This is a genomic window from Micromonospora sp. URMC 106 (genome assembly GCF_051386395.1).
Lineage (GTDB): Bacteria > Actinomycetota > Actinomycetes > Mycobacteriales > Micromonosporaceae > Micromonospora.
In genome coordinates this window covers 89,153-107,054 of the sequence record NZ_JBPQTP010000003.1, presented here as the reverse complement: position 1 = coordinate 107,054, position 17,902 = coordinate 89,153, and the positions used below count along the sequence as shown (strand labels likewise).

Here is a 17,902-nt window from a genome sequence, read left to right as displayed (position 1 = left end):
TCAGTCCGTGAGCAGGCGGTTCTTCTGCACCTTGCCGAGGGCGTTGCGGGGCAGCGCGTCGACCAGGCGCACCTCGCGCGGCCGCTTGTGCGCCGACAGGTGCCGGGCCACGAAGTCGACCAGCTCCGGCCCGTCCACCCCGTCGCCCACCACGTACGCGGTGACCTGCTGGCCCAGGTCGGGGTGCGGGATCCCCACCACGGCGGCCTCGCGGACGCCCGGGTGCGCCAGCAGCGCGTCCTCCACCTCGCCCGCGCCGATCCGGTAGCCGCCGCTCTTGATCAGGTCGGTGGACGCCCGGCCGACGATCCGGTGCCACCCGTCCGGGTCGACGGTGGCGACGTCACCCGTGCGGAACCAGCCGTCCGGGGTGCGGCTCGCCGCGTCGGCGTCCGGCCGGTTGAGGTACCCGTCGAACAGGGTGGGGCCGCTGACCTGGAGTTCGCCCATCGCGGCCCCGTCGGCCGGCAGGGCCGCGCCGTGCTCGTCGACCAGCCGCGTCCGCACCCCGGGCAGCGGCAGCCCGACCGTGCCCGGCCGGCGCGGGCCGTCCGCCCGGGCGCTCACCGTGATCAGGGTCTCGGTCATCCCGTACCGCTCCACGACCCGGTGGCCGGTGAGCGCGGCGAGGTCCGCGAAGACCGCCGCCGGCAGCGCCGCGCTGCCCGACACGAGCAGTCGCGCCGGGCGCAGCGCCCGGGCCGCGTCGGGGTCGGCGGCGATCCGGGACCACACCGTGGGCACGCCGAAGTACATCGAGCCCGCGGCGGCCGCGTACCGCTCCGGCCGTGGCCGGCCGACGTGGTGCAGCCGGCTGCCGAGCCGCAGCGGACCGAGCACGCCGAGCACCAGCCCGTGCACGTGGAACAGCGGCAGGCCGTGCACCAGCAGGTCGTCCGGCGTCCAGGCCCAGGCGTCCGCCAGGCCGTCCAGGCAGGCGGCGACCGCGCCTCGGGAGATCACCGCGCCCTTCGGCGCGCCGGTGGTGCCGCTCGTGTAGAGGATCAGGGCGGTGCGGGCCGGGTCCGGCTCGGGGTGCGTGCCGTCCGAACGCCGGGTCAGGTCGATCGGGACGGTGGCCCGGCCGCCGCCGTCGGCCGGCCGTTCGGCGCCGGCCGGTACCAACAGCGCGGTCGCCCCCGAGTCGCGCAGGATGTGGTCGCGCTCCATCGGCCCGGCGTCCGGCGGCACGGGCACGACCGCCGCGCCGGCGGTCAGCGCGCCGACGACCCCGACCACCGTCTCCAGGGTCGCGGTGGCCTCGACGGCCACCCGGTCGACGCCGCGCAGCTCGTCCGCCACGGCCGCGGCCAGGCCGCGCAGCTCCACCCAGGACACCGCGCGGTCGTCGACGCGGACCGCGTCCGGACGCTCGTCGGCGCTCTCCGAGAGCCAGCTCAGCAGCGGCATGGTGCGACCCTCCTCCAGCGGCTCGGACCCCCAACGGACCCGGCTCGGCGCGACCGGCGCGGGACCGGGCGCGACCGGCTCCGGACCGGACGCCCGGGACGCCGGTAGGGTCGGGGGGCGCCGACGGACCGCGGCGGCGCGCGCCCGGCCGGCGGGCCGGAAACGACGATCCTGACCGTAGTCGGGGCGTCCCCCGGCCGGCCACCCCTACCGGCCGGCGCGGATCGGGTCTGCGTGGGCGGGAGGTGGCGTCGGTGGTCGGGGAGGCGACGGGCCGGACGCCGGTGCCGGGGAGCGTCCGCGCCGTGGTGCTCGACCTCGACGGGGTGCTCGTCGACAGTCTCGCCGTGGCCAGGGAGGCGTTCGCCCTCGCGTACGCCGAGGTGGTCGGCGACGGCGCCGCCCCGGTCGAGGAGTACTGCCGCCATCCGGGCCGGTACCTGCCGGAGGTGCTGGAGCTGATGGGCCTGCCGGCCGCGCTGGCGGGGCCGTTCGTCCGGGAGAGCAACCGCCTCGCGCACCGGGTCACCCCGGTCGACGGGGTACCGGAACTGCTCGGCACGCTGCGCCGGCGGGGGATCGGGTTGGCCGTGGCGACCGGCCGCAGCGGCGTGCGGGCGCGGGACCTGCTCGGCCGGCTCGACCTGCTGCCGCTCGTCGACCACGTGGTGGGCTCGGACGAGGTTCCCCGGCCCAAGCCCGCGCCGGACATCGTGCGGCGGGCGCTGCGGCTGCTCGGGGCCCGGCCGGCGGAGGCGCTCATGGTCGGCGACGCGCCGAGCGACCTGCTGAGCGCGCGGGCCGCCGGGGTGGTCGCGGTGGCCGCCCTGTGGGGCGAGTCCGACGAGGAGGCCCTGCGCGCCGCCGGCCCGGACGTCGTGCTGACCCGGCTGGACGAGCTGCTGCCGCTCTGCCCGGCCCTCGGCTGACCCGCAGGCATCGACGGACACACGCGGTGACCGGCCGACACCCCTGTCGCCGGGCCCGGCCGCCGGTCGACACCCCTGTCCCCGCGCCTTCTCCCGTTCGATACCCCCGATTCGTCAACTGATCAGTTGATTCGTACCTCGGTTGGCCGGATGATGTCGGGCGTCGGCCGGCCTCGCAGCGTGCCGGCGCCGGCACGCCACGCACGCCGGCGCCGCGATCAGCCCAGGGGTCCCGCCCTCTCCGACGGCCGCCCGCACGTGAAGGAGGACCACGCCCATGCCGGTCATCGAAGTCGATCATCTGCAGAAACGGTACGGGGAGAAGGTCGCGGTCGCGGACGTCTCCTTCACCGTCGAGCAGGGCGAGATCTTCGGGGTCCTCGGCCCCAACGGTGCGGGCAAGACCACCACCGTGGAGTGCGTGCAGGGGCTGCGGCGGCCCGACGGCGGCACCGTCCGGGTGCTCGGGCTCGACCCGATCCGCGACCGCGCCGAGGTGCGACAGCGCGTCGGCGCCCAGCTCCAGGAGAGCCAACTGCCCGACAAGGTGCGGGTGTGGGAGGCGCTGGACCTGTACCGGTCCTTCTACCGCAACCGGGCCGACATCGACGAGCTGCTGGCCGACCTCGGCCTGGCCGAGCAGCGCAACACCTACTTCCAGAGGCTCTCCGGCGGCCAGAAGCAGCGGCTGTCGGTGGCGTTGGCCCTCGTCGGGCGGCCCGAGGTCGCCATCCTCGACGAGTTGACCACCGGGCTCGACCCGCAGGGCCGCCGGGACACGTGGGACCTGGTCGAGCGGATCCGCGACCGGGGCGTCACCGTCGTGCTGGTCACCCACTTCATGGAGGAGGCGGAACGCCTCTGCGACCGGCTCGCGATCATCGACCAGGGGCGCGTGGTGGCCATCGACAGCCCGTCCGGCCTGCTCACCCGGGTCGGCAGCGAGCACCGGGTGCACTTCCGTCCCGCCGGGCCGGTGGAGGACGCGCTGCTGCTCGCGCTGCCCGACGTGACGGGGGTGTCCCGCGCCGGGGAGGAGGTGACGGTGACCGGCACGACGGACGTGCTCCAGTCGGTCCTGTCCGCGCTCAACGGGAGCGGGATCCGCTACACCGGGCTCCGGGTGGAGCAGCCCAGCCTCGACGACGCGTTCGTGTCCCTCACCGGCCGTGCGGGCCGGACCGCCACCCCGACCGACGAGAGGTCATCGTGAGCGCCCTGACCAAGCTGATCGCCGTCGAGACGAAGCTGTTCCTCCGGGAGCCGGTGTCGCTGTTCTTCGTCTTCGCCCTGCCGATCGGCCTGATGCTCGTCTTCGGCCTGCCGCAGCGCGCCGGCACGGCCGCCGACACCGGGCAGCACGCCGAGCAGACCTTCCTGCCCTCCCTCGCGCTGGCCCTGACGATCGGGATGCTCGCGCTCTTCACCCTGCCGATGGCGCTCGGCATCTACCGCGAACGCCGGGTCCTGCGTCGCCTGGCGACCACCCCGGTGCAGCCCGGTCTGCTGCTGGTGGCCCAGGTCGTGGTCAACCTCGTCATGGGCGTCCTCGGCGCGGTCGTCACCGCGATCGCCGTCCGGTTCCTGCTGGACCAGCCGGCGCCGGCCAACGTCCCCGGGTTCGTGCTGGCGTTCCTGCTCGGGGTCGCCTGCCTCTTCGCCGTCGGGCTGCTGATCGCGGCGCTGGCGCCGTCCGCCCGGGCGGCGCAGTCCATCGGCCCCGCGCTGTTCTTCCCGCTGCTCTTCCTGGCCGGCGCCTGGCTGCCCCGCGACCGGATGCCGGCCGTGCTGGCCGCCATCGGCGACTACTCGCCGCTGGGCGCCACGGTGGACACGCTCGGGGCGGCGTGGGCGGGCGCCAGCCCGGAGTGGCCGCAGCTGCTCGCCCTGGCCGTGACGGCCGTGCTCGGCTCCGTGGCGGCCACCCGGTTCTTCCGCTGGGAGTGAGCCCACCGATGGCCCGGCGCGGTCGGTGGGGCATCGTCGCTGCCCAGGGCCGGTCCTAGGGGTCCGCTAAGGGTGTTCGGCCGATGTGACCTGGATTACGTTCAGGGCGGAACGGGCGGTCGGTCACCGGAACAAGGGCGTTCGACCCGAGGCGTCCGTTCACCCCGGCAACGGGTGTCGTCAGGCCTGTGTGGACGCGTCCGCCGCGCAGCGGTGGGACCCGTCCGAGGTGTGCGGAATGCGACGGAGGTCGTGCCATGAAGGACTTTTCGCAAGCTGACCCGGTGGTCCGGGACGCCGCCGGCATCATCGATGTCGTCCTCGAGGGCGGCCCGGCCGACCTGCCGGCCGACCTGCGCAGTCACCGGGTGGCGCGGGCGGAGGAGAAGATCAAGGTTCGGCACTACGGGGGGTACGAGCACTTCGAACGGGGCGCGGCCCCGGAGGCGGCCGACGTGCCCGTGGTCTTCCGCTGGACCGGTCGCACCCGGATCGCCGAGTAGCGGAAGGGCGGCGCCAGTCTCATGAGCGCACAGAGCCAACGGCCGGGGCCCCACCTGACGGTCAGTGACACGGCCGAGGCGATCGCCTTCTACACTGACGTCTTCGACGCCGTCGCGCTCCAGCGGGAGTGCCTGCCCGACGGCCGCGTCCTGCACGCGGAACTCGCCGTCGGCGGCCACCACGTGACGGTCAGCGAGTGGTGGGAGGCGGGGCCGCCGGCCGCGGCCGAGGGTCGGGACGACGTGTTGACCATCGAGCGGACCGACCCCGAGGCGGTGCTGCGGCGCGCGCTGGCCGCCGGCGCCCGCGTCGAGCCGGCGGCCGGCCCGTCGCACCAGCCGATGTTGCGCGATCCCGCCGGCCTCTGCTGGACCGTCGTCGGTCCGCGGCGGCCGGCCTAGGCGAGCCCCGCGCCCGCCGTCCTCCGGCGACGACGAGGGCCCGCACTCGTCCGAGCGCGGGCCCTCGTCGTGCTACGCCGACCGGGCATCGCCGCCGGGTGCGCCGCGCGCGGCCGGGGCGGTCCCGAAGGCCCCGGCGACGCGGTGGCGGGTCCGCCCGCCGCCGGGCACCGGACCGCCTCCCGGGGGTCGGCGGTCTCCGGCCCCTCCGGTCACTGGAAGTCCGGCGTCCAGATGCGGGCCTTGTAGAACTCGGCGCCCGAGCGGGTCCGGTCCGGCGACTGGGAGAAGCGCACCGTCGGGCTGCCCCAGGTGCGCGCGCCGGTGTTGTCGGCGCGTACGGACACGACCTCCCCGGAGGAGTGCCGCACGTACGACTTCACCCGGGTCTCGCTGGAGATCTTCCGCTTGGTGAACGAGCCGCCGGCGGTGTTGATCTCGTAGACGCCGTCGGTCGCGGTGCACACCAGCTTGTACGCGTTGCCGTAGTCGGGCTGGAGGTCGTGCCCGAGGTTGCTGCTGCCGAGGCTCACCGATCCGCCGTAGTACCGCAACCGGGTGTTGCGGTACGAGCCCTCGACCGCGTAGTGGACGAGCTTGCCCTTGCCGATCGCCCAGAGGATCTTGAACGTCGGGTCCCAGAGCACGCCGTGCGCGCCGGGCAGGCTGACGGTCTGCACCTTCGCCAGCGACCCGAGGTTGCCGACGCTCGTCGGCGCGTACAGCGTGAGGTAGCCGTGCGAACTGGCCACCACGACCGAACCGTTGCCGGGGATGCGCTCGATCGCGTGCGGGTTGCCGCCCGGGGTCGCGCTCCAGGCCAGGTCGTTCAGCTCGGTGTGCTTCTCGCTGTCGATGTCGACGATGCCCGCCCGGCCGCCCGAGGCGACCATGAGCGCGATCCAGCCCTGCGCCTGCGTCGAGCGGATCTTCACGTCCGACAGGTTGGCCCACGCGCCGCCACCGGGGCTGAAGCTCCAGTGCACGTTGGCGTCCGTCCAGCTCTTGTTCTTGTGGAACACCAGCACCTTGTTCCTGACCTGCTCCGTGGTGGCCACGTAGTAGCTGGTCGCCGCCTGCGCGGGGGCCTGGCCCAGCAGGGCCGCGGCCGGCGCGGCGACCGCCCCGGCCGCCAGCCCGCGGAGAACCGTGCGTCGCTGCATCCTCAACATCCTCCCGTGGTCATGTCGAGTGACCCATCCTGCCAGCGACCGTCCACATTGGGATGCCCCTTTCGCCCAGCGGTGAAGGGCAACGCGCCCAGGGGCGGAGGGCGCCCCGGTCAGGGGCGGAGGGTGTCGCGCTTGCGTACGGCGAAGAAGAGCGCCGCGGCCCGACGGACGTCGCCCGGCCGCCGCGGATCCGCGGCGAGGTCGTGCAGCAGGTCCCGGTGGGCCCGGTCGGCGGCCAGCGTCATCAGCAGGGCGAAGCACTCCCGCGCGGCGTCCCGGCCGGCGGGGCCGTCGGCGCCGCCGGCCCAGTGCGCCAGCAGCGCGGCGAGCACGTCCGCCCGGAACGACGGTGCGCCGGCCTCGCCGGCCTCGCCGGTCCCGGCGGGGCCGGCGAGCAGGTGACCGGCCGCGATCGCGCCCGCCGGCTCCGCCAGGCGGTCCCGCAGGAAGGCCGGCGCGACGGCGGCCCGGCTGATCGCCTGCAGCGCGACGAACCGCGTCGAGCGGGTGTTCATCAGCGTCACCCATTCGTCCGGCCGCCAGTCGCGGGCGAGCGGCCCCGCCGCGAGGTACTCCACCAGGCTGGGCCAGACCGAGACCAGGGTGTGCCGGTCGGCCCGGAAGAGGTCGGTGGCCAGCAAAATCCGCCGCACGTGCGTGGGCCAGTCGGGCAGCGCCCGGGCCGGGGGAGCCGGCGCGTGGGCGGCCGACCAGTCGACGACCGCCGCCACCGGATCATTCCCGGCGACGGCGGCCGTCGCCGCCACCTCGACGAGTTCGGTGTGCCGGGCGGCCAGCCAGGCGGCGATCGACTCGCCCTCGGACGGGCAGCGCAGCAGCGCCTCGCAGGCGGCGTCCAGGCTGTCCCGGCCACCGCGCAGCAGGGCGCGGACGAACTCGTCGAGCAGGGCCGCCGGGCCGGGCGGCGGGGCCGCTCCCGCCTGCCCGCCCTCCCAGACGAGCACGGCGACGGTGGCGGTGAGCGGGTTGTGCACCGGCCCGGTGATGCGCTGGGTGTGCGTCCAGTCCAGGAACCGGCGAGCGGTCGCGTCGTCCGGGAACCACCGGGCGGCCAGCAGCGCGACGTCGGCGTCGGTGAAGTGCGCCAGGTGGTACGCCGGATAGCCGGCGCTCAGCACGGCCAGCTCGTCCTCGGCCAGGTGCCGCGTGGTCACCAGGACGCGCCACGGCCTCGGCGCGGCGGCCGGACCGGGGGAGCGCGCCAGCGTGGCGAGGCGGTTGAGGACGACGGCCCGCTCGTCCGGGTCGGCGACGGCGTCGACCCCGTCGACGCAGACCAGCCACTGCCGCCCGGGGGCGGGCGGCTGCTCGACGTCGAGCGGGGCGCCCTCGCGCGGGTACGCCTCGGCGAGCGCGGCGGGCAGCGGCTGGTGCACCAGGGCGGCGGCCGGCAGGCTCACCAGCACCGGCCCGGGCGGGCACCGGCGTCGCCGGCCGCGCCCGGCGAGCCAGCGCTGCGCCGACCGGGCGCTCTCGTAGCGGATGAGCGCCGTCTTGCCGCTGCCCGGCTCCCCGATCAGCAGCACGTTGCCGGCGCCGGTGAGCAGGTCCGCCACGTCGACGCCGTCGCCCGCCGCGTTGAACCGTGGCACCACCCGGCGGGGCACGTACACCTCGGACAGCGGCTTCACGTACCCGCCGAAACGGTGCGGGTGGACGATGCCGGCGTCCGCCTCCCGCCGCCAGACCGGGTTCAGCGCGGACCACCAGCCGCGCCGGTCCCGGTCCCGGCGGTGGCGGTGAACGGCGACGACCGCGCCGGCCAGCGCCAGCGCGCCGCTGACGACGCTGGCGACCTGGTTGGAGAGCTCCAGGTCCATCGGCGGTCAGGGCCGGCCGGCGGCGGGCCGGTCCGGCGACAGGTGGTGCGCCCCGCACCCCTGGCAGTACGCGCCGGTCTGCGCCTCGCCGCAGTGCTGCCACGGCGCGGGCGGGCCGGCCGGCGCGGCCCGCTGCGCCGGCGGCTCCTGCGGCCCCCAGCGCGAGGTGTGGTGGGACACGACCAGGGAGGACTGGGTCAACCGGGCGTCCACGTCGGGCTTGAGGCGGACCCTGCCGCCGGCCGCGTCCAGCACGTCCACCACGCGGGCGAGCAGGACGACGTCGTCGTCGCGGCCCGCGGCGTGGGCGAGCGCCACCGCGCGCCCGAGGTGCTCCTCCGCCTCCGCGACCCGGCCCGCCCGGGCGGCCGCCAGCCCGCGCTGGACCGCCGCCGCGTACTCCTGCTGGCGGGTGTAGTGCGCGACGCTCTCGTTGATCTCCGAGTACCGCAGGGCGTCCTCGGTCCACTCCACGGTGACCGGCGCCTCGACCGGCTCGCCGTCCGCGTCGGCGTGGACGCTCAGCCAACCGACCCGCCGTCGCGCCCCCGGCGCCATCGCGTCGACCTCCAGGGCGACGTGGTAGTCCCGCTGGTCGTGCGGGCTCCACGCGCCGACCGGGTACTCCGTGGTCAGCTCGCCGGCCGGCGTGCCGCGCCCGGTCAGGTCGGCGATCGCCGGATGCACCTGCTTGACGAAGCGGACCCGGGCCAGCCCGGTGGTGCGGACCCGCAGCCGGACGTCGGCGACCCGGCGGGACATCGCCCGGGTCAGCACCGCCCGGAACTCGTCGGCGAGCCCCGTGAGGTCCTCCACCGGCACGACGGGGTTGGCCCCCAACGCCTCCGCGATGCCCAGCAGCTCCGCCGCGTCCCAGTCGTGCACGCCGTCGGCGGAGCCGATGGCGCGGCAGTCCACGGTGAAGCGGCCCACGCAGTCGTCCACCGCCGCCCGCAGGTCGGCGGGGCGCTGGGACTCGTTGCGGCCGTCCGTGAGCAGGATGACGTGCCCGATCGCGTCGGGCCGCGTCGCGAGCAGTTGGCGGGCGAGCAACAGCCAGGTGCCGATGGCGGTGCCGCCGTGCGGGGCCACGTGCCGCAGCGCGTTGCGGGCGGCGGCGCGGGTGGCCTCGTCGGCGACCGCCAGCCGCCGGTCGCCCGGGTAGACCATCGTGGCGATGGCGGTGCCGGCCACCACCGCGAACGCGACGCCGTCGGGCAGGGCGTCGATCGCCGCGGCGGTGGCCTGCCGGGCGGCCCGCATCTTGGCCTGGGGCGCCCCCATCGAGCCCGAGGAGTCGAGCAGGATCACCTCGGCGAGGCCGTCGTGGCGGACGTCCCCGTCGGCCGGCTCCTCGCCCCGGACGGTGGCGACCACGTCGAGGACCGCCCCGTCGGCGGGCACGTACTCGGTGTGGTGCACGCTGAGGCCCAGCGGCAGACCGTTGGCGGGGGGCACGGGTGACCTCTTTCCGTCGGGGCCGGCGGTCGGGCTCACCACCACGTCACCGGCCGGTAGGCGTTGGCAAGGTCGACGAGCGCGATCCGTTCGCGCCGGTCGGCGGTGCGCCGGGCGCGGGAGCGGCACCGGCGCTCGAACGCGCGGCGCAGGGCGTCCTCGTCGAGCGGGTGGCCGAACAGCCGCCGGCCGGGGTGGCGCCCGGCGGCCAGGTCGCAGTCCAGCGCGATCCGCAGGATGTGCGCCTCGACCTGCTCCCGCTCGTCGAACGGGGGCAGCTTGTCGACCATCCCGGCGGCGTCGAGCGCCGCGTCGAGCCGCTGCTCGTCGCCCGGCGCGTCGAGCAGGATGCGCACCGCGCACGTCACCGCCACCGTCGAGGCCCGGGAGGACTCCGGCACCTTCAGCAGGGCATCCGCGGCGCTGCGCGCGTCGGCCGTCGCCAGCAGGCAGCGGGCCAGCCCGAAGGCCGCGGCCACCACGCCCGGATCGGCGTCCCACACCCCCCGGTAGTGGTCCGCGGCCGTGCGTGGGTCGCCGTCGAGTTCGCAGGCGACCGCGTACGCGAGCCGGGTGGAGACCTCGCCGGGGAGCCACCCGTAGACCTGCTCGAACCGGCGGCGCGCGGTGGCGAAGTCGCGGCCCACCAGGGCCACCAGGCCGCGGTGCCACCACAGCGACCAGTCCCGCAGCTCTTCGGGGAAGCCGGCGAGCAGCGGCCCCGCCTCGTCCACCCGGCCGGCCGCGAGGTGGGCCCGGACGGCACGGTAGGTGACCTGCGCCGTCTGCTCGGGTGCGGTCCTCAGTTGCTCGATGAGCTCGGCCGGGTCGGCCGGGCCGAGCGAGGCGAGGAACCCGGCGGCCGGGTCGGCGCCGTCGACCAGGGGCGCGGGCAGGCCCAGCATGATCTCCACGACGTCGAGGGCCGCGCCGTCGGTGTGCAGGCCGAACGCGCAGGCGGAGGGGCTGAACAGGGTCGACCGGGTCGGCCGGGGCACGCCGTCGGAGGCCGAGCCGACCTGCCGGCGTACGCCCCGGACCTGCTCGCGCATCTCGGCCGCGGAGCCGAACCGGTCGTCCGGCTCGGCGGCGGTGGCGCGGGCCAGCAACCGCAGGAACGGGTCGAGCCGCGCCGGCACGGGCAGGCGCAGCACGTCCTGTCCCGCCGGGATCCGGGTCACCTCGATGGAGCGGGGCACCAGGGTCAGCGCGGCGAGGGTCCGGCCGACGGTGTAGAGGTCCGAGGGCACGCTCGGGCCCGCCGGCCCGAGGCGCTCCACCTCCGGGGCGGTGAAGCCCGCGGTGCCCCAGGCCGGGCTCACCGTGTTGTCGATCCGGCGGGCGGCGCCGAAGTCGACCAGCTTGATCGGGTCGTTGGCGCCCTGGCCGCCGACCCGCATCACGTTCTCGGGCTTCAGGTCGCAGTACAGCCAGCCCTGGTCGTGCAGGTACTCGAAGGCGTCGAGGATCTGCACGCCGTACCCGAGCGCCTGCGCCACGTCGACCGCGCAGGAGCCACCGCCCGGCCCGGCCGTGCTGCGCGCCTCCTCCAGGGTGCCCCCGTTGACGTACTCCATCACCAGATAGCCGGCGTCCCGGTCGGACTCCGGCCGCAGCGCGTCGGTGATCGTGACGATGCGCGGGTGGTTCAGCGCGATCAACGCCTGCCGCTCGGCGACGAACGCGGCGGCGGCCTCCCGGTCCTCCGGGTTGCGCTGCCCCTTCAGCACCCGCCACGCGCCGTCCATGTTCTCGTCGCGGGCGAGGAACACCCAGCCGACCCCGCCGTTGCCCAGGCAGCCCTCGATCCGGTAGCGCCCGGCGCGCAGGTCGCCGTTCGCCAGGGGCGGGGTGAAGGAGTACCGGGTGCCGCAGTCCGGGCAGTACCCGGCGACCCGGGGCAGCCGGCGCCGGCAGGTCGTCTTCGGGCAGTAGCGGGAGTGTTCGGGCACGACGGCCTGCGACACCACCGCCGACAGCGGATCGTGCGGGCGGGCGGTCCGCAGCACGGCCGGCTGCTCCCACGGCCGGGACGCCGTCCGCGGCGGACGGCGGTCGAGGTCCGGATCGCGGCCCGGTCCCGCGGCACCGCCCCCGCCGGCCGTCGGCGCGCCGGCCCCGGCGCACTCGTGCCCCCACAGCCGGCAGAACCCGTCCTGGTCGACGCTGCCGGGACAGTTGCGCTCCGCGCAGCCGCGATTGACCGGCGTCATGGCGTACCCCCGTTCACGGCCTGCTGGTAGGCCCGGACCGCCCGGCTGGCGCCGGTCACGACGAAGACGTCGGGGCGCAACGCGGCCCGGGCGTCGAGGTAGCTCCGCTCGACGTCGGGGTGCTCGGCCCGGCCCACGTCGGCGGCCTTCTGCCGGTACGCCTCCAGCCGCCCGGTCAACTCCAGGTGGCACCGGCGGCGCAGCCGGCGCCGCGCGGCGTCGGTCAGCTCGACCGCCCGGTCGACGGCCTCCCCGAGCGACCCGTCGTCCGCGTCCGGCCCGACGTCGCCCCGCAGCCACCGGCCGCGGCCCGCCTGCCCGGCCGCGGCGACCCGCTCCAGCAGCCCGTCGACCGCGAGCCCGGCCACGGGGTCGGTCCCGTCGCCCAGGCCCTCGGTGGCGGCCTCCGCCGCGAGCCGCCGGAGCCGCTCCAGCGAGGAGCGCAGCCGCTGCGCCCGGACCGCCAGCCGGTCCCGGCCGTACGCGTCGACGATCCGGCGGATCCCGGCCACGTGCTCGCGGGCCGCCGCCACCACCTGCTCGACGGTCATCGCCTCCACCCGGACCGGCTCGCCGGTCGCCGCGGTGAACCGGACCTGGCACGGGCCCGCCAGCAGCCGGGCCAGCGTGTCCTCGCCGGCGGGCGTGGACCGGTCGACGCCGTCGAGGTCGTCGACCAGGCGGTCGAGGGCGAGCGACAGGCAGCCGAGCCGGTGCAGCAGGTCCCGGGCCTCCCGCGCGGGCGCCGCGGCGGGGCCCGTCGGCTGCCGGAAGGCGTCGGTGACCAGTTGCTGCACGTCGAGCAGGCTCTCGCACACCCAGGCGTGCGCGGCCAGGGTGGCGTCGAGGCGTTCCCGGAGGGACATCACGGACCGCCCCTCAGTCGGTCGGCCCTGGCGTGACCGGCGGGGGGTCGGGGGGCGGCCACTGCGTCGTCGCCGGGCCGGGCGACGGCATGCCCCGGTCCCGGTGGCCGGCGAGCCACCGGTCGTGGGCCTGCCGCCACACCGTGGCGGTGCGCGGCGACGCCAGCACGTGGTTGACGTACGCGGCCAGCTCCCGGCCGTTGTCGAGGTGGAACGCGAAGGCGTGCGGCTCGTCGGTGAACCAGGTGCACTCCTCGTCCCGGTGGTACGCGCAGAACTGCCGGTCGCGGCGCGGCGGCTCGGTCACCAGCATCGTGTCCGGGGCCATCTGGGCGAAGCCCAGCAGGATGTTCTCGTCGGTGCTGACCCCCTCGACCTGCCCCTGGCGCAGCATCACGAGGCAGTCGATGGAGTGGTCGGCCTGCACCGGGACGGGCCGCTCGCCGGCCGTGGTGCGGTAGCCGGCGATCATCGCCAGCGAGGTCGTGTTCGCGGCGGCGCAGACCCGCCTGCCACCGAGCTGCTCCATGCCGGCGTACTCCGGCACCCCCTCGGCGCGTTCGCGGACCAGCACGGTCTGGCCGGAGTCGAGGTAGTCGTTGGAGAAGACCACCCGCCGGGCACGTTGGCACGTGGCCGTCAGCGAGGTGGCGACGACGTCGATGTCGCCCTGCTCCAGCATCGTGAAGGCGCCCTGACCGGGCGGCACCACCTTGAAGGTGAGCTTCTTCCGCGGGTCCTCCGTCGGCCAGATGGCCCGGGCCACCGCCAGCATCAGCTCGATGTTGAAGCCCTCGAACCGCTGGGTGCGGGCGTCCCAGTGGCTCATCGTGGCGTCCGACGGGTCGACGCCCGCGACCAGCTCGCCCCTGGCGAGGACGTGGGCCGGCGGCGTCGGGACGGCGGGGAGGCTGCGGCGCACCGGGCAGATCGCGCCGGCCGCGTCGGTGGTCGGCGCCGTCGCCACCCCCGGTGGCCGCGCCGGGGGCGCGCTGTTCGACGCCGCGGGCGCGCCGCACCCGGCCAGACCCGCCAGGAGCAGGGCGAGCGACGCGGCACGGGCGCGGCGTCGGGGCCTCGGCGAGATCCTCGGGAATGCGTTCACTGGTACTCCAGGTAGCGCTGGCGCAGCCCGGCGACCACGCCGGCGGCGGCGAGCAGGGTGACCCAGGCGGCCGCGGCGCCCCGGTGGTGCGGCGCCTCGGGCAGATCGGCCACCATCCGGGAGACCTCCTGGTTGCGGGCGGTCAGGTCGGCGAGGAGGTGCTCCTCGGCGGCGACGAACGCCCGGCCCGCCGACCCCTCGCTGAGCACGGTGTCGACCGCGTCGCGGAAGGCGTCCGGCGTCCGGCTCTGCCGGGCGGGCCAGACCGCCGCCTCCAGGGCGGTGCAGTCGATCCGGTCCTTCGGCGGCTCGGGCCCGGCGGCGGGGTGGACGCAGAGGTCCCGGCGGTCGAAGTCCTCCTTGTGCCCGGCCGGGTCGACGCTCGCGCCGAGCCCGAGGTAGACGTCGGCGCGGCCGGCGAGCAGGGCGCCGAGCCGCTGCTGGGTGGCGCTCTGCGCGTCGATCGCCCGTTCCAGCTCCGGGAACCCCCGGTCGGCGGCGGGCCAGTGCCACCACGACGCGACGAGCATGGCCAGCACGGCCGTGGTGCCCACCGAGGCCAGCAGCAGGCCGGCGTTCAACCGGCGCCGGGTCCGCCGGCGCAGCCACACCTGCATCACGACCAGGGCGGCGAGGGTGCCCAGCGGTACCAGGACGGACGCGGCCAGCCACGGCCGCGCGTCGGCGCGGGCGTCGATCAACCGCCGGGTGTCGTAGTTCCACAGGCCCTGCGCCTCGGTGAGCAGCTCCGTGGACATGTAGTGCGACGCCTCGCGGGCGTAGGCCGACGCGAGCACCGCGCGGGCCGCCGCGTTGTCCGTCCCGGTCTCCGCCGTCTCCTCCGCCAGCGCGCAGGGCCGCCGGTTCTCCGCGCCGGGGAGCGCGGGGAGCGGGCCGGCCACCCGCAGCGCGGCGCACACCACGTCCCGGTAGACCGTCAGCCGGTCGGCGATCGTCGCCAGCCTTCTCAGCCGGTCCGGGTCGTCGACGGCGTCGCCCATCGAGTCGGTGAGCGTGCGCTCCACCTCGTGCACCGCCGCGTCGTAGGCGCCCACCAGGGAGGCGCGCCGGTCCTCGGTCGGCGGGAGCAGGAAGACGGCGCTGGCGGCGACGTCGGCGTCGGCGAGGCCCTGGTAGATCTCCCGGGCGGTCGTGCTGGTGCGTACGGCGGTCTCGGCGGACCGCTCGCCCAGCGTGGTGGCGGACGCGCGGGACTGCACGGCGACGGCGGCGGTGGCGGCGAGCGCGGCGACCAGCACGGCCCCGCCGACCACGATCAGCGCCGGGGTCGTCCGCAGGGCGTCGCGGAGTCGGCCCGCGCCGCCCCGACGCGGCCGTCGGGGGGCCGGGGCCGACCGGTCGGCCCCGGGTCCGTCCCCCGTGTGCGGCGCCATGGTTGTCCTCTCGCTCGCCGGGCCCCGCGCGGTGGCCCTCGTGTCCGAGGGCGTCGCGGTGCCCGGAATGCGGCCCCGTTCCGCCCCGCCGCGCGGCCCCGTCACCGGCTCCCGGGCAGCCGGCAGCGGTCGGGGCGATCGCTGGCGAGGAGGCACCAGGGTGACAGACCGCGCCGCCGGGCGGCACGGGTATGTCCGGTATCCGACGTGATCGGCACCGGCCACCGGCGCGGGCGCGGGCGGCGGCCGGTCAGGACGACGGTTCGTCGACCGCGTCCCGGGGCGGGAAGGCCAGGGCGAGGGTGAGGTCCAGGACCGTCGCCGGGTCGGTCAGGCGGTCGCCGTACAGCTCGCGGAGCTTGCCCATCCGGTAGCGGACCGTCTGCGGGTGCACGAACAGGTCGGCGGCGACGTCGTCGCGCCGGCCGTGGTGCAGCAGCCAGGAGCGCAGCGTCTCGGCGAGGCGGTCGGCGGCGCCGGTCGGCAGCGCCGCCAGCGGGGCCAGGACCCGGGCGCGCAGGTCGGCGAGGCCCTCCGGGTCCGTGCTCAGCACCAGCTCGGCGAGGTGCTCCTCGGTGTCCAGCGCCGCGCCGTCGTCGGCCGGGCGCAGGCCGAGCGACCGGGCCCGGATGGCCCGCTGGTAGGAGGACGCCACCCGGGTCCAGGGGCGGGCGGGGCCGAGCACCGCGCGCCGCCCGTGCAGCACCCGGGCGAGCTGTCGCCGACGGTCGCCGTGGCTGTCGGGCACCAGCAGCACCGCCAGGTCCTCGCCCGCCCCGGCCGCCGGCAGGTCGTCGCCGCTCTCGAGGGTGCGTGGGTGCAGCAGCGCGAGCGCCGCCCGGAGGTTGGCCCGGGGCAGCAGCACGACGGTGAGGGTCTGCGGCGGCGGCCAGTCGGCCCGGTCGGCGCTGCGCAGCAGCGCCTCCTCGGGCTCGCCGGCGAGCAGCCGCTGGGTGAGCCGTTCCAGGTTGCGCCGCCGGGCACGGCCCGCGCTGGCCAGCTCGTCGGCGTGCCCGGCCACGCTGGCCGCCGAGAGCTCGTCGATGTACGCGAACATCAGCTCCGCGAACTCGGCGACGGTGGCGGCGGAGAGTCCGCCCCGTACGGTGGTGGTGGACATCTCCCGCCAGGAGACGCGGGCGCCCACCCGGTACGCGGCCAGCAGCGCGTCCATGCTCCGCCCGGAGCGTGCCTCGCCGCTGCCCAGGGCGTACGCGGCCTCCAGGGCGCCGACCAGCGGGGTGCTCGGGTCGGCGGACTCGGACCGCTCGATGAGCTGGAGGAACGTGCCGAGCGCGATCTGCACGGCGGTCTCGATCTTCTCGCGCATCTGGCCGGTGAGGGTGCCGGAGTAGCTGGGCACCTCGGCGGTGATCGCGGTCACCGTCCGCTCGGCGAGCAGCGGCAGCTGGTCGCGCAGCGCGCTGGCGACGCGCGCGTCCAGTTCGAGGTGGGCAGCGCGCCGGGTGGCCTCGAAGCGTTCCGACACGTTTGTTCCCTCCGCACAAAAACCAAGGACCGGTTCACCTTCGCAGGCCAAGATTTTATGCCAGGCTGCCGGGACCATCGAATTATGACCACCACCGTTCCGCGTCCACCCGCGAAGGCGTCCCTCCGGGGTCGCATCCTGCGGCTGGCCGCGTCGGTCACCACCCCGCTGTTGCCCGACGACTACCTCGACCTGGTCGCCCCGCTGCGCTCCGGCGCGGACCTACGCGGGCGGATCCTCGCCGTCCGGCCCGAGACCGCCGACGCGGCGACGCTGGTGATCCAGCCGGGCCGCGACTGGCGCGGGCACACCCCCGGGCAGTACGTCCGCCTCGGCGTCGACGTCGACGGGGTACGCCAGTGGCGGGCCTACTCGGTCACCTCGCCACCGGCCCGCCGCGGACCGGTCTCGATCACCGTGAAGGCCATCCCGGACGGCGTGGTCAGCAACCACCTCGTGCGCCGGGCGCGGCCCGGGACCCTGGTCCAGCTCGACCAGGCCCAGGGCGACTTCGTGCTGCCGGGGCGGCCGCCCGCTCGGGTGCTGTTCGTGACCGCCGGCAGCGGGGTCACCCCGGTGATGGGCATGCTGCGCTCGGAGGTGCTGGCCGGCGCCGACGTCGTCGTGGTGCACTCCGCGCCCACGCCCGCCGACGTGATCTTCGGCGCGGAGTTGCGGGACCTCGCCGCCCGCGGCGCGATCCGGCTGGTGGAGCGGCACACCGACGCCGACGGGCTGCTCACCGTGGACGACCTCGCCGACCTCGTGCCCGACCACCTCGACCGGGAGACCTGGGCCTGTGGGCCGGTCGGCCTGCTCGACGCGCTGGCGGAGCACTGGACGGCCGGTGGGCGCGGCGACCGGCTGCACACCGAGCGGTTCCGGCCCACCGTCATCTCGCCCGGCGAGGGCGGCGCGGTCACCTTCGCCCGCTCGGGGGTCACCGTGGCGGCCGACGGCGCCACCCCGCTGCTCGACGCCGGCGAGAACGCCGGGGTGCTGATGCCCTCGGGCTGCCGGATGGGCATCTGCTACGGCTGCGTGCTGCCGCTGCGCCAGGGCGCCGTCCGCGACCTGCGCAACGGGGACCTGACCACGGCGGTGCCCGGCGACGGCGTCCTCATCCAGACCTGCGTGTCGGCCGCGGCCGGCCCCTGCGACATCGACCACTGA

15 protein-coding genes are annotated in these 17,902 nt (G+C 76.3%); 6 read left to right on the top strand and 9 right to left on the bottom strand.

The features are described from left to right. Nucleotides 1-1,410: an acyl-CoA synthetase gene (locus tag ACSNOB_RS01870; protein ID WP_436684789.1), complete on the bottom strand. Its 1,410-nt coding sequence runs from the start codon at nt 1,408-1,410 to the stop codon at nt 1-3. A gap of 254 nt (nt 1,411-1,664) precedes the next feature. Between ACSNOB_RS01870 and ACSNOB_RS01865 the strand changes: the two genes are divergently transcribed. The 5 genes from ACSNOB_RS01865 (at nt 1,665) to ACSNOB_RS01845 (ending at nt 5,191) form a co-directional block, all read left to right on the top strand. Continuing rightward, nucleotides 1,665-2,339, top strand: a complete 675-nt coding sequence (locus ACSNOB_RS01865; RefSeq protein ID WP_436684788.1) for an HAD-IA family hydrolase — start codon at nt 1,665-1,667, stop codon at nt 2,337-2,339. Nucleotides 2,340-2,616: 277 nt separating this feature from the next. Then, a complete protein-coding gene (locus ACSNOB_RS01860) occupies nt 2,617-3,552 on the top strand; it encodes an ATP-binding cassette domain-containing protein (protein WP_436684786.1) in 936 nt (311 codons plus the stop codon). Further along, a complete protein-coding gene (locus ACSNOB_RS01855; protein ID WP_393111080.1) occupies nt 3,549-4,286 on the top strand; it encodes an ABC transporter permease in 738 nt (245 codons plus the stop codon). Before ACSNOB_RS01860 ends, ACSNOB_RS01855 begins: the two co-directional genes overlap by 4 nt. A 257-nt stretch (nt 4,287-4,543) precedes the next feature. Then, on the top strand, nt 4,544-4,789 hold the full coding sequence (locus ACSNOB_RS01850; protein WP_393111078.1) for a DUF5988 family protein: 246 nt from the start codon (nt 4,544-4,546) through the stop codon (nt 4,787-4,789). Nucleotides 4,790-4,810: 21 nt separating this feature from the next. Beyond that, nucleotides 4,811-5,191, top strand: coding sequence for a VOC family protein (locus ACSNOB_RS01845; protein WP_436684783.1), 381 nt, complete (start codon nt 4,811-4,813; stop codon nt 5,189-5,191). A 212-nt stretch (nt 5,192-5,403) separates the two neighbouring features. On the opposite strand, the gene ACSNOB_RS01840 is transcribed toward ACSNOB_RS01845, so the two are convergent. The 8 genes from ACSNOB_RS01840 to ACSNOB_RS01805 form a co-directional block, all read right to left on the bottom strand. Then, complete coding sequence (locus ACSNOB_RS01840; protein ID WP_436684782.1) at nt 5,404-6,354, bottom strand: DUF6528 family protein; 951 nt, start codon at nt 6,352-6,354, stop codon at nt 5,404-5,406. 119 nt (nt 6,355-6,473) lie between these two features. After that, nucleotides 6,474-8,204 (bottom strand): hypothetical protein, encoded by a 1,731-nt coding sequence (locus ACSNOB_RS01835; RefSeq protein WP_436684780.1) that lies wholly within the window; start codon nt 8,202-8,204, stop codon nt 6,474-6,476. A 6-nt stretch (nt 8,205-8,210) separates the two neighbouring features. Beyond that, the gene (locus ACSNOB_RS01830) at nt 8,211-9,662 is read right to left on the bottom strand and encodes a VWA domain-containing protein (RefSeq protein WP_436684778.1); all 1,452 of its coding nucleotides are present in this window, start codon (nt 9,660-9,662) and stop codon (nt 8,211-8,213) included. Nucleotides 9,663-9,697: 35 nt separating this feature from the next. Next, nucleotides 9,698-11,875 (bottom strand): tetratricopeptide repeat protein, encoded by a 2,178-nt coding sequence (locus ACSNOB_RS01825; protein ID WP_436684776.1) that lies wholly within the window; start codon nt 11,873-11,875, stop codon nt 9,698-9,700. After that, the gene (locus tag ACSNOB_RS01820; RefSeq protein ID WP_436684774.1) at nt 11,872-12,744 is read right to left on the bottom strand and encodes a hypothetical protein; all 873 of its coding nucleotides are present in this window, start codon (nt 12,742-12,744) and stop codon (nt 11,872-11,874) included. The genes ACSNOB_RS01825 and ACSNOB_RS01820 overlap by 4 nt, the downstream gene beginning before the upstream one ends. A 10-nt stretch (nt 12,745-12,754) precedes the next feature. Continuing rightward, a complete protein-coding gene (locus ACSNOB_RS01815) occupies nt 12,755-13,846 on the bottom strand; it encodes a transporter substrate-binding domain-containing protein (protein ID WP_436684772.1) in 1,092 nt (363 codons plus the stop codon). Further along, nucleotides 13,843-15,240, bottom strand: a complete 1,398-nt coding sequence (locus ACSNOB_RS01810; protein ID WP_436684771.1) for a hypothetical protein — start codon at nt 15,238-15,240, stop codon at nt 13,843-13,845. Before ACSNOB_RS01810 ends, ACSNOB_RS01815 begins: the two co-directional genes overlap by 4 nt. A gap of 250 nt (nt 15,241-15,490) precedes the next feature. Then, the gene (locus ACSNOB_RS01805) at nt 15,491-16,729 is read right to left on the bottom strand and encodes a PucR family transcriptional regulator (protein ID WP_436684770.1); all 1,239 of its coding nucleotides are present in this window, start codon (nt 16,727-16,729) and stop codon (nt 15,491-15,493) included. Nucleotides 16,730-16,813: 84 nt separating this feature from the next. Between ACSNOB_RS01805 and ACSNOB_RS01800 the strand changes: the two genes are divergently transcribed. Beyond that, nucleotides 16,814-17,902 carry a ferredoxin reductase gene (locus tag ACSNOB_RS01800; RefSeq protein WP_436684769.1) on the top strand — a complete coding sequence of 363 codons (1,089 nt, stop codon included), beginning with the start codon at nt 16,814-16,816 and terminating at the stop codon, nt 17,900-17,902.